Source organism: Alteromonas sp. ABV4_150 (assembly GCF_056311745.1).
The window spans coordinates 3414453-3427006 of record NZ_CM149971.1; the positions used below are offsets into that span (position 1 = coordinate 3414453).

The following is a 12554-nucleotide window of genomic DNA, read 5'->3' on the forward strand; positions in this document are numbered from 1 at the left end:
CTCCTACATTCTAAATATGCCAAATTGGGTGTCTTCGATAGGCTTGTTTAGCGTCGCTGAAAGCGATAGACCAAGCACTAAACGTGTATCTGCCGGGTCGATCACGCCATCGTCCCAGAGCCTTGCAGATGCATAGTATGGGTGTCCTTGCTTTTCGTAGGTATCAATGACGGGCTGTTTAAATGCTTTCTCTTCTTCTGCGCTCCAAGACTCGCCTGAGCGCTCTTTTTGGTCGCGTTTTACCTGTGCGAGAACACCTGCGGCTTGCTCACCGCCCATTACAGATATTCGAGCATTTGGCCACATGAAAAGGAAGCGTGGGTCATAGGCTCTGCCGCACATGCCGTAGTTACCCGCACCGAAACTTCCGCCGATAAGCACAGTGAGCTTTGGCACATTCGCACATGCTACAGCGGTTACCATTTTGGCACCGTGTTTCGCAATCCCACCGTGCTCGTATTGCTTACCGACCATAAAGCCTGTGATGTTTTGCAAAAACACGAGGGGGATTTTTCTCATGGCGCATAGTTCGACAAAATGAGCACCTTTAAGCGCGCTTTCACCGAACAGTATGCCGTTGTTAGCTACGATGCCTACAGGGAAACCGAAAATGCGCGCAAAACCACAAACCAAGGTTGTGCCGTAAAGCGGTTTGAACTCATCAAAGTCTGAGTCATCCACAACACGCGCAATGATTTCTCTTACATCGTATGTCTGACGGCTATCTGCAGGCACAATGCCGTATATCTCTTTTGTGTCGTAGCGCGGTGGTTTCACCTCGGTCACGTCTAAGTCTTTAGGTTTCTTTCTATTTAATCTAGAGATAGCATTTCTGGCTAAAGAAAGTGCATGATGATCGTTGTTGGCTAAGTGATCAGCAACTCCGGATATCCGAGTATGGACGTCACCGCCTCCCAGCTCTTCTGCGGTAACTACTTCCCCAGTTGCAGCTTTAACAAGTGGTGGTCCTCCTAAGAAGATAGTCGCCTGCTCTTTAACGATAATACTTTCATCAGCCATAGCTGGAACATAAGCTCCGCCCGCCGTGCACGACCCCATTACTACTGCAATTTGAGGAATATTCTTAGCAGACATATTAGCCTGGTTGAAGAATATACGGCCAAAGTGCTCCCTGTCAGGGAATACATCATCTTGGCGAGGTAAGTTAGCACCACCTGAATCCACTAGATAAATACAAGGTAAGTTATTTTGCTCTGCGATGGTCTGAGCGCGAAGGTGCTTTTTCACAGTAAGAGGGTAGTAAGTCCCGCCTTTTACAGTAGCATCGTTTGCTACAATCATGCACTCGATGCCAGCAACAATACCGATCCCGGCAACAACCCCTGCACAGGGCACATAGTCTTCATATACTTCCCAGGCTGCTAACTGGCCTATTTCGAGAAATGGAGTGTCTGAATCGATAAGTGCGTTTATTCGGTCACGTGGTAGAAGCTTCCCTCGCGAGACGTGGCGCTGCGCTGCTTTTTCGCCGCCACCCTGGCAAATTTGTTCTATTTTCTCGACAAGATCATTTACCTGAGCCTGCATATGTTCGGCGTTTGCGATAAATGTTTCAGACTTCGTATTTATACTTGAGCGAAGAACGGGCATAACCCCTCCTTTTATTGGGTATTCGCGACAACATCGCGATAACCACTAGTTAGCAAGATGGTTAGCATGACACCCATACTAGGCTCTTTTGCTGCGGTGGGTGTCTTTGCAATTCTAATAAAGTTCAGCTTTTCTAAATCTCTTTATGTAGAGTAGGGTGGGTGTCTTGCTAAATTCTATGAAATAAAGAACGTCTAATTGTTCCTTGTTTCAAACAAATTATTTTCCACCCTAAACTCCGTATCATTTAGATTCGTTAAATAGCTCGCGGCCTATAAGCATACGGCGAATTTCGGACGTTCCCGCGCCAATTTCATAAAGCTTGGCATCACGTAGAAGGCGACCCGTCGGGTATTCGTTGATATAACCGTTACCGCCAAGCAGCTGAATGGCATCTAATGCCATTTTTGTGGCGAGTTCTGCTGAGTATAGAATCGCGCCAGCCGCATCTTTTCGCGTTGTCTCACCGCGATCGCACGACTGTGCAACGGTGTAAACATACGCGCGCGCTGCATTCATCTGCGTGTACATGTCAGCGACTTTGCCCTGTATCAGTTGGAATTGACCAATTGATTGACCAAACTGCTGACGGTCGTGAATATAAGGAACAACAATATCCATACACGATTGCATAATCCCGAGTGGGCCTCCGGATAAAACAAGACGTTCGTAATCTAGGCCGCTCATTAGTACACGAACGCCTTCGCCTTCTTTGCCAAGAATATTTTCGGCAGGTACTTCGCAATCCTCGAACACTAACTCGCAAGTGTTAGACGAGCGCATACCAAGTTTGTCGAGTTTCTGTGCGCGGCTAAAGCCAGGGAAATCGCGCTCTACGATAAACGCTGTGATCCCTCTTGGCCCTGCGTTAGGATCGGTCTTGGCGTAGATAACAAATGTATGTGCATCAGGACCGTTTGTGATCCACATCTTGTTGCCGTTAAGGATGTATTTGTCGCCGCGTTTTTCAGCCTTCAATTTCATGCTAACAACGTCCGAACCTGCATTAGGTTCACTCATTGCCAGTGCACCAATATGCTCACCGCTTACTAACTTAGGTAGGTACTTTTCACGCTGAGCATCATTACCGTTTTTAAAAATCTGGTTAACACAAAGGTTTGAGTGAGCGCCATAGCTCAATCCGATCCCACCTGATGCGCGGCTAACTTCTTCCATCGCAATAGTGTGGGCGAGATAGCCCATATCAGAGCCACCGTACTGTTCTGATACGGTCACACCAAGCAGACCCATATCACCGAGCTTAGTCCACAATTGATTTGGGAATTGGTTGTCTGCGTCTGCTTGTTCAGCAAGAGGAGCAATCTCATTTTGTGCAAATTGATAGACCTGGTCACGTAACATCTCGATGTCTTCGCCAAGTCCAAAATTTAAAGTAGGGTAGGAGGTGTTCATGCGATATTTCCTCGTTTTAATTCTGCGAGTTCTTCACGGCAACGTGCTTCAACATCATCCAGCTCTGTCATTAACATCTGAATATCTTCTAATTGTTGTTTAAGCACCGCTCTTTTTTGCTCAGTCATTTCAAGCATGGCTTCTAACTGAATGGCTGAGTTGGGGTTAGTGTCGTACATGTCGAATAGTGTCTTGACTTCAGCAAGGGAAAAACCCAAGCGCTTTCCGCGTAAGATAAGCTTTAAGCGCACTCTATCTTTATTTAAATAAACGCGATTTTGCCCGGTTCTTGACGGTGACATTAGCCCCTGCTCTTCGTAAAAACGAATTGAGCGAGGAGTAATGTCAAACTCGCGCGCGAGTTCGCCTATTGCATATGTTGTTTCGTCATCGTACTTGCTCATTACATGTACCTTGTTTTTAGCGCTGTTTGACACCCTTGTTCTTAGCGTGGGTGTCTCTGTAATTAATTTTGCTGTACAGGGTGGGTGTCTTTGCAATTACACTATTGTTTTTAAGCAGCGTGTTTTTTTCCGCCATATTAAAACGTAGTGTTTGGTTGACACTCACTTGGTACAGGTTTACGTTAACGTTAATTACATTTTACGTTAAGGTAAAGTAACATTTTGCTAACGTCAATTTTTCACGGTGAAGGTAAAGCTTAGACGCTTTAAGAGGTGTTTACTTTTGTATACATCTTAGTGAAGTTCTTCACTTAACTTTATAATTTAAATGAATTTTAAGGGCACAGTTATGAGTAACGATTCAGTAGTTATTGTCGCTGCTAAGCGCACACCAATGGGTGGTTTTAACGGTAATTTGTCTTCACTTGCTGCGACCAAACTTGGAGAAGTTGCGATTAAAGCAGTGTGCGAAGAGATGGATGTCTCTGCAATTGATGAAGTCATCATGGGGTGTGTATTACCTGCTGGCCTTGGTCAATCACCTGCACGACAAGCGTCACTGGGGGCGGGACTTCCATTAAGCGCAGGTGTTACGACTATTAATAAAGTCTGTGGCTCGGGTTTAAAAGCGGTAATGATGGCGCATGACTTAATCAAAGCTGGCAGTGCGACTGCAGTCGTAGCAGGGGGAATGGAAAGCATGAGCAATGCGCCATACATGTTGCCAAAAGCAAGAGCGGGTTATCGCATGGGTCATGGTCAAGTGCTTGACCACATGATGTTAGACGGGCTAGAAAATGCTTATGATGGCAAAGCAATGGGGTGTTTTGCGCAAGATACTGCCGATGAAGAAAACATATCTCGAGGCGAAATGGATGAGTTTGCATTAAGCTCGCTTTCAAAAGCTCATGAAGCAATTAATAGCGGTACATTCGTTGATGAGATAGTTCCGGTAACAATCTCATCTAGAAAGGGTGACACGGTGGTTGATACCGATGAAGGCCCGGGTTCAGCGCGCCCAGAAAAAATTCCAACACTAAGACCAGCTTTCAAAAAAGACGGCACGGTCACTGCGGCAAATTCAAGCTCGATTTCTGATGGTGCTGCAGCACTGGTGGTAATGAGCGAGAATAAAGCGAAAGAGCTTGGCCTAGCACCATTGGCACGTGTAGTTGCTCATGCTACAAATTCTATTGAACCTGAAAACTTCACCGTTGCCCCTGTAGGAGCAATGGAAAAAGTACTGGATAAAGCAGGGTGGACGAAAGAAGAAGTTGATTTGTTTGAGATTAATGAAGCTTTTGCGATGGTGACTATGCTGGCAGTTAAGAAACTCGGGCTAGATGAAAACAAAGTGAACGTTAAAGGTGGTGCATGTGCACTGGGCCATCCAATCGGTGCATCAGGCGCACGTATTTTAGTAACGCTTTTACACGCGCTTAAGCAACGCGGCGGCCAAAAAGGTATTGCATCTTTGTGTATAGGTGGTGGCGAAGGCGTAGCACTAGCTGTTGAAATGCTTTAAACAGAGCTCAGCGATAACATGTCAAAAAATTAATCATAGAGTGCCCCATTTACTTAGCACTCTATGATTTAATTAAAATAAAAATCATCAATATGAAATTTCCCATCAAAGCTATCTCCCCATCAACAATTGCTGTGCTAGCGGTACTTTTTGCCGCCGTAGATACACAAGCGACTTCACGTCAGAATGAGAGTGGCGTTGTGAATAACAATGTAATTTACAATGACACCCATGCTAACTCGAAGTTTGACCGTGGAGCACAACAGCTTTCCTTTACAATGGGTGTCACCCAAACAACGCCGAATTACAAAGACACCCATGTTAATGAACCGAACTTGTTTCCGAGAAACACTTCGAATGACACCCATGCAAAAAAGTTCGCGAGCACAAAACCACAGCTGCTGACTCAAGTGCCATATTCTGCGTTGGGTGTCTTGCCAACGTCAGAACAGGACGATCAATTTAGCTACGGCGACGACCCGCTTCAGACTGTATATATATGGCATGGCCGGGGTGGGGATGAAAATGAGTTCGCTGGGGACGCCGTCATATTCGTTCATGGCGGATGTTGGCTTAATGCATACGGCTTCGACCATGCTAAAGGGTTCTATCATGCGTTGGCAGAACGTGGAATGGGTGTCTATGCAATGGAATATAGACGCGTTGGCGATGAAGGCGGCGGCTGGCCCGGTAGTTTGGAAGATGTAATTAAAGCTGTGAGGGCATCAATTGAGAATATTGAAGCTACAGGCGGTAGCGGCGACATATATTTGGTGGGGCATTCCGCAGGTGGGCACCTAGGGCTATTGGCTGCGCAGGCTCTTTCGGAAAGCGATGTGAGTAAAGCCATCAAGAAGGTCATAGGGCTTGCCGCTATAACAAATATGCAAAGTTATGCGCTCGGCGAAAATAGCTGTCAGACGGCCACGCCGCAATTTATGGGGGGAATGCCATCCGATGACAAACGTGCATATAAAGTGGCTACACCAAATGTCGCTGATATCACACCTCCGGTAATATTACTGCAAGGCGAAGAAGATAGTATTGTTCCCAAACATCACGCTTTAGTACCTGGCGCCAGAAACAGAATAATAAAAAACGGCGGTCATTTCGACTGGCTACACTCCGAATCAACATCCTTTGATGCTTTACTTGAGGTTTTAAGTCACCATGATAAATAAGGTTTTTTCTGCTAAGCAGCTTGATGAGAAAGACCCCCTTTATAGTAAGGCGGACGAATTCGCGCTGCCAAATGATACTATCTATCTAGACGGTAACTCTCTTGGGCCCTTGCCGAAAAAAGCGGAAGAGCGTGCTTGCGAGGTCGTAAAAACACAATGGGGTGAAGGCCTTATTACAAGCTGGAACAAGCACCAGTGGATTTCGTTACCACAGCAGGTGGGTGACAAAATTGGCACGCTCATTGGTGCCAAGCAAGGTCAAGTAATATGTTGCGATTCGATATCAATCAATTTATTTAAGGTGCTTAGCGCTGCCTTGAAAATGCACCCTGAAAGAAAAGTTATCGCCACCACGAGAGATAATTTCCCTACCGACATCTACATGGTTCAAGGTTTACTTGATTTGCTGGGCGATGAATATAGCATTCGGTATATAGATGAAAATAGTGTTGGTGCCCAGCTTGAAGATGATATCGCTGTGCTGATGTTAACCCAGGTTAACTTTAGAAGTGGTTTTAAGCTTGATATGAAGGGCATTACAAAGCAGGCGCACAATAAAGGAATTCTCACGCTTTGGGATTTAGCACACAGCGCGGGCGCGTTTCCCGTTGCCCTCGATGAGTGCAATGTAGACTTCGCTGTTGGTTGTACCTATAAATATTTGAACGGCGGCCCAGGTGCTCCTGCATTTATTTATGTTGCCCGACGACATCAAGACGCTTATAAACAGCCTCTATCAGGTTGGATGGGCCATAGCTCGCCATTTTTATTTTCTCCCGACTACACCCCCGATACGTCGGTAAAACAGAACTTGTGTGGTACGCCAGGTATTATTGGAATGAGCATCCTTGAAGCCGCTCTTGATGTGTTTGAGGGTGTTTCAATTAAAGCCATTGATGAAAAATCTAAAAAGCTTCAAGCCTATTTTATTGCTGAAGCTAAAAGAGCGGGCTTATTAGATGAGCTCAAGGTTGTAAGCCCGTCGCTCGATAACAGAGGCAGCCAAATTGCGTTTGCCCACGACGATGCTTATGCTATCTGCCAAGCATGGATAGCAGAAGGTGTCATTGCTGATTTTCGTGCACCAAACATACTTCGTGTTGGCTTTGCGCCACTTTATTTAAGTTTTGCCGATATTGAAAAAGCGGTAACAGCGTTGGCTGCTATCGTGAGTGAAAGACGTTATGATAAGAAGATATTCAAGCAACAGCAGAGTGTTACCTAGCTAAAGAGTGTCTAAATAGTCGAATTTATTGCATTTTCTGCGTTTAGACTTAATACTTCGCTGCTGACTTGTCGTTGATGTCATTATTCTTTTGGGTGTGCAGTTGAGAAAAATAAGAAAAAGCCTGCTTTGCACAGTGTTGTTCGTAGGAGCCGTTTTTAGCGCGCTCTTGCAAGCTGCATCTGAACAATCATTAGCATCTCAAAAAACAAACGAAGTAACCTATTGTATTGATCCCAATTGGGCGCCTTATGAAGCAATAAGAAATGGTATTCATGTAGGTATTTCAGCCCAGTACATGCAGCTTATTGCTGAACTAAGCGACCTTAAATTTAAGCTCGTTTCTACACAGAGTTGGCAGGAAAGCTTAGAGTTTGTTCAGCAAGGCAAGTGTCAAGTCATCCCCATGATGAATACCTCTGATTATCGTAAGCAGTTTTTAGATTTTAGTGCGCCTTACTTTGAAGCGCCAAATGTACTGGTTGCCCGCACGGGAATGCCTATGCTGCAGGGTTATTCAGGTATTGGCAATCGTACAGTAGGTATTGTGCAGGGTTACCGCCAAGTCGAGTATATTTCTCGTCATTACCCTGGATTGCGATTGAAACTCATCCCATCCGAGGAAGAAGGCCTTAAACAACTCGCAAACGGTAAATTTGACGTTATGGTGGGCTCATTGATGAGTGTGAATATGCACATTAATAACCTTGAGCTTGAAGATTTACACATTGTCGGTTACGCCGAACCGTTTGATTCTCTGGCATTTGGTGTTAATAAATCTTACGGCCATTTAGTAGAAAAACTTAATGTTGCAATAGAGCGTATTCCAGAGACGAAGAAAGTAGAAATCTACAAGCGGTGGAATAACGTTCAGATCCGTTATAGTCGTAATTATGCCGTGATGATACTGAGTTCAGTTATTATTTTGATGGGGCTGCTATGGCTAATTTCGAGAAACCGCCATGTGGGTGACTACAAGCGCATAATTAAACAAAAGAATGAAGAGATTAGTGCGTTACAGGCAAATTTGTTAGAGAAAAACAAAACATTAGGGTTTCTTTCGGCTTACGATACGATCACGGGTTTATATAACCGCAATCACATGATACAGAGAGCGGAAGAAGAAATATCACGCTTTCATCGGTTTCATACTACCGCCACATTAATCGCCATTGACTTAACACCTGTTGATGAAAACTTATTTTCTCACGACCCTTGTATTAGAGAAGAGGTGTTAAAGACAGCAGCCCAAAATTGCCTTAATACTGTAAGAGAGGTCGACGTTGTTTCAAGGTTCAATGGAGAGCAGTTTATTGTGCTTTGCCCACAGACTCAATTAGACTCAGCGAAGATTCTCGCAGACAGGCTGTTAGATTGTATGGATTCTCACTATCAACTAGGCGATAAGTTCAAAATTGCCATTGGCATGGCTGAATTACGTGAGTCAGAAGAGTTTCCTGACTGGCTTGAACGCACTATAAAAGCGCTATATCAGTCTAAGCGGCAAGGCTACTGTAACGTGAGTATTGCCCAGTAATAAACCATCCTTTTGAGGCTTGCTTCATTGTAAGTGAGGCGAAGCCTGAAAAATTGGGCTTCGCAAGCCTTAGCACCCCTTATATTATTGGCTCATAGTGCCATTGGTGCGAGTCGTAGTGGATTTGAGCGCGCTCGTACTCTCGCTCAGAGCGCCAGTTCCTATTATTTAACTTGGCAGAAACACCTGGGTAGAGCCTTTTATTGGCTATAAGCTTAACGTCGGCCTGATAGTTTTCTTTCGCTGCTTTAACGTCGTTAGCTTTATTCTCCAACCATTCCAGCAGCGCACTTTCATTGTTAAATAGCTCAAGGGCTTCTGCTGCTTTTCGCTGTAGCTCTTTAGGGATTTTTTTACCCTGAATAAGGTCGATTTTTTCTTTGTGTTTTAAGTTATTTTCGCGAATTTGCCTTAGCAACTCATCAAGGGAGTCTTTGCGCTCTAGTAGTTGATTAAAACCAGGACTGAAATCAACTTTCAACGTACTTCCAGAAACAGCGCCGAGGGTTCCAGCTTCAACTCTATCTTGACTTATAATGTCACAAGCAAATAGGTTGCCCATAGGCTTATCAATTTGCCCCACAATTACAGCCCCACCGCAACGCAGACGGCTGTACGCAAGCTGTCTACCAACAGTAATATTTCCAGCGCACTGTATGTCGATGCCTTGACCATGTTGTACGTGAATACTCCCTGCGGCCACTAATTTACACTGGAAATCACCTTGCTTATCGTTGACCTTGCCCATCGCGCCTTCGGTGATAATAATGTCACCGCCAGACTCGACATAAGCAGACTCTACAAAACCGTTGATAGTAACGTCACCTGCCGCTTTTATCTGCATTTTCTCGGTGACATCGCCATTAACTAATACTGCGCCCTCATAATTTACGTGCCCTGTACCAACGTTGACACCGTTACAGATAAAAGTGTCATCAATATTCATAACTTGGTCGCGGTATTTAGGCATTCCAGAAATTGACGACATTAGTAAGTTTGCGTCGCTATCAGAGACAACCGTTCCTGTCCCCATTTTAAAGTCTACCCATTCACCTTCAACGGCGGAAATAGTATTTCCTTTTACGTCAAAGCCAGAACGGCCTTTGGTAGGCGGAGTGCGGCGCAGAACAGGCGTATTTATTTTCACGCATATCACTTCGCCTAAGTTGCGCATGTCAACCCGTTCACCTTCGTTCGTTTGCGGTCTAAGTATCCGTTCAAGTGCGTTTGGAACTAGTGGAACAAATTTGGAGTTTTTTCCATCTCGAGCAGGAAGCCCTTTGGCAATAGTTTCCTCTAAAACAGTGCCAGGCACTGCATTTCTAGCCTCTTTGAGCATGGCGTCTATTTTTTTAGTACTTACACCTCGAACCACTCTATTTTTGACCGCTAACGATTTAACCGTTGCAAGGGAAGGGAGTTTACCGCCATAGGGGGTAGTGAGAACTAAGTTTGCAGTCATGCCGTCTTCAGGCAGCCGAAATTCAACTTCGGCATTTTTACGTTCTCCAATACGCTCTTGAACCACAGTACCATCGCCTGTTTTAAAGTAATGGTTGGCCGTCTCGCAAGCTGATTTCAATGCCTTTTCTGACACATAAAGGCGCTTGGTTTCGCCACTTTCCAATTGCTGTCTAACTTCGCGAATATCAACCTCTGAAGTAAATTCAGATGGGTTTAGCATAATGTTTATATAGGTTCTTGATTTGTCGAAGCTTATTGTAACGCCATTCATGACTACTTATTCCCTTGCGCACGTGTATTGTTATTATCGGCGGAAGTCATCAATTCCTTGACTACGTTTTATCCCTCACCGCCCTAGTTCAACTATCATTAATTTATGATGTTATAAAACCTCCGTCAAAGGTTTTTAGCATATTGATACAGTGCTCGCAGTATGGCTTGTTTGTCAGGATTATCGCTGTGCTCGTGGGCTAACGCTTCTAGTCTCATCATATAGTTTTCTAAGGTGATTGAGCCGCCAAACGCGGTGTCTGTTAAGCGAGCCTGACGATGATACTGCCACTTGGTCATCTCATCTGCGGTTAGCGTATTAGGGTAGTTTCGTCCACGGTAACGAAACAGCTGTTTGCGCAAACCTTCATGCTGAGTTTCATCGCTTAAGGTGGCAAGGTCATCAGGCTCGGCATTAATAACTCGCTCGCACCAGCGCCTGTCTTCGTCATTTAAAAAACCACCGCTATACAAGGCATGGTCAATGTCATGCTCTGTACTGTCGCGCTCTTCGTCATACACATTTATAAGCTTGTCAGGCAGGCCTCTAGTGCTTGCGAGAATCTTGTAATTGTCGAGGCAGCGCTCACGGTCAAGACCCAGCCTCGCGGCATTGTCCTCAGTCATCGCTTTTGCTGTAGTAATAAACGGTGAGCGATTAATGTGGATAAGTTTAAGACCAGGTCGCTCTTTTGTATCTGAATATGTATCCGCTGGCGCGTAAAGTGCCTGCCTGATCTCTTCTGCTGAGTCGTTTACCAAGCTGTTTATATCATGGGATAAATCTATCGCTATAAATGCATTCGAATTAGTTGGGTGCTTTGCGATTGGCATTACCCATGTGCAACACCCCTGGGATGCTGGTAGTTTGGACGAGATATGCAAAAGTACCGAAGGTTTGCTCACATCAATTTGCTGCATAACCGTATGTTTATTGCGAAGCGAGAGCGCATACTCAAATAATCGAGGCTGCTTTTCTTTAATCAGCTTTGCCAGCGCAATCGTCGCATAAACATCGCTTAGGGCATCGTGCGCATTTTCATGCCCAATGTTATTTGCAGCAGTAAGCGATTCGAGTTTAAAGCTGGGTGTACCATCATCTCGTTCTGGCCAGTTAATCCCTTCTGGCCTAAGCGCGTAGCAGGCTCTTGCTACATCAATAATATCCCAGCGACTATTGCCATTTCGCCACTCCCGTGAATAGGGGTCGTAAAAATTACGGTAGAATAAATAGCGCGACACTTCATCGTCGAATCGAATGCTGTTAAACCCAACGCTACAGGTATTTGGTGTAGACATCTCTTGGTAAATTCGCGCAGCAAAGTCCGCCTCGTTCGACCCATCTCTTATGGTTTGCTGTGGCGTAATGCCTGTAACCAGGCATGCTTCTGGATGAGGGAGATAATCATTAGCAATGGCGCTCATAATGTTGATGGGCTTTCCAACAACATTTAAATCCATATCTGTTCTTACGGCGGCAAATTGGCAAGGGAGATCTTTTTGCGGACTGGTGCCAAATGTTTCAAAATCGTGCCACAAAAATGTAGGTGCGTGCATAACCACCATTGCTTATCTATAAAATGTTGCACGCAGTGTACACCGCGACAATTTTAATACCAAACGCTGTTGGTTTTGTGCCCAATTTTCGAAACAAAGAATGTCTTAATTGACTTTGTAACCGATTGGCTTTTCGCTTCAGCCACCTAAAACAATATTTAAATCAGCCAGAGTGCTTTTACAGAACTTCTCGACATAGCCTAGATTATCGTCATTTAGTGTGTCATCTTAAATTGCTAAGAATGCAATATTAACGTTGCTTGTTTATGTTGATTTCATTCATCACAAAAATAAGTGGTGTTTTATAACTTTCAAAGGAGTCAACCGTTTGAAACTATTTCGAATTTCCCGTCAGTCCAATAGAGCT

9 protein-coding genes are annotated in these 12554 nt (G+C 44.7%); 4 read left to right on the forward strand and 5 right to left on the reverse strand.

The features are described 5' to 3' along the window. Nucleotides 1–3: 3 nt before the first annotated feature. The 3 genes from ACYX4M_RS14825 to ACYX4M_RS14835 all read right to left on the reverse strand — a co-directional run bounded on the left by ACYX4M_RS14825 (nucleotide 4) and on the right by ACYX4M_RS14835 (nucleotide 3428). Nucleotides 4–1611, reverse strand: a complete 1608-nt coding sequence (locus ACYX4M_RS14825) for a carboxyl transferase domain-containing protein (RefSeq protein WP_476080688.1) — start codon at nucleotides 1609–1611, stop codon at nucleotides 4–6. 243 nt (nucleotides 1612–1854) lie between these two features. Next, the gene (locus ACYX4M_RS14830) at nucleotides 1855–3024 is read right to left on the reverse strand and encodes an isovaleryl-CoA dehydrogenase (RefSeq protein WP_039227068.1); all 1170 of its coding nucleotides are present in this window, start codon (nucleotides 3022–3024) and stop codon (nucleotides 1855–1857) included. After that, the gene (locus tag ACYX4M_RS14835) at nucleotides 3021–3428 is read right to left on the reverse strand and encodes a MerR family transcriptional regulator (protein WP_014949161.1); all 408 of its coding nucleotides are present in this window, start codon (nucleotides 3426–3428) and stop codon (nucleotides 3021–3023) included. Before ACYX4M_RS14835 ends, ACYX4M_RS14830 begins: the two co-directional genes overlap by 4 nt. Nucleotides 3429–3777: 349 nt before the next feature. On the opposite strand from ACYX4M_RS14835, the gene ACYX4M_RS14840 reads away from it, so the two are divergent. The 4 genes from ACYX4M_RS14840 (at nucleotide 3778) to ACYX4M_RS14855 (ending at nucleotide 8896) form a co-directional block, all read left to right on the forward strand. After that, a complete protein-coding gene (locus ACYX4M_RS14840) occupies nucleotides 3778–4953 on the forward strand; it encodes a thiolase family protein (RefSeq protein ID WP_476080689.1) in 1176 nt (391 codons plus the stop codon). Between the two features lie 92 nt (nucleotides 4954–5045). Then, nucleotides 5046–6134, forward strand: a complete 1089-nt coding sequence (locus tag ACYX4M_RS14845) for an alpha/beta hydrolase family protein (RefSeq protein ID WP_476080690.1) — start codon at nucleotides 5046–5048, stop codon at nucleotides 6132–6134. Further along, nucleotides 6124–7359 carry a kynureninase gene (kynU, locus tag ACYX4M_RS14850; protein WP_476080691.1) on the forward strand — a complete coding sequence of 412 codons (1236 nt, stop codon included), beginning with the start codon at nucleotides 6124–6126 and terminating at the stop codon, nucleotides 7357–7359. The genes ACYX4M_RS14845 and kynU overlap by 11 nt, the downstream gene beginning before the upstream one ends. 103 nt (nucleotides 7360–7462) lie before the next feature. Then, on the forward strand, nucleotides 7463–8896 hold the full coding sequence (locus ACYX4M_RS14855) for a diguanylate cyclase (protein WP_476080692.1): 1434 nt from the start codon (nucleotides 7463–7465) through the stop codon (nucleotides 8894–8896). A gap of 79 nt (nucleotides 8897–8975) precedes the next feature. On the opposite strand, the gene ACYX4M_RS14860 is transcribed toward ACYX4M_RS14855, so the two are convergent. Together ACYX4M_RS14860 and sbcB are read right to left on the reverse strand one after the other, a co-directional pair. Beyond that, on the reverse strand, nucleotides 8976–10631 hold the full coding sequence (locus tag ACYX4M_RS14860) for a FapA family protein (protein WP_476080693.1): 1656 nt from the start codon (nucleotides 10629–10631) through the stop codon (nucleotides 8976–8978). Between the two features lie 125 nt (nucleotides 10632–10756). Beyond that, a complete protein-coding gene (gene sbcB, locus ACYX4M_RS14865; protein ID WP_476080694.1) occupies nucleotides 10757–12187 on the reverse strand; it encodes an exodeoxyribonuclease I in 1431 nt (476 codons plus the stop codon). Nucleotides 12188–12554: the final 367 nt, after the last annotated feature.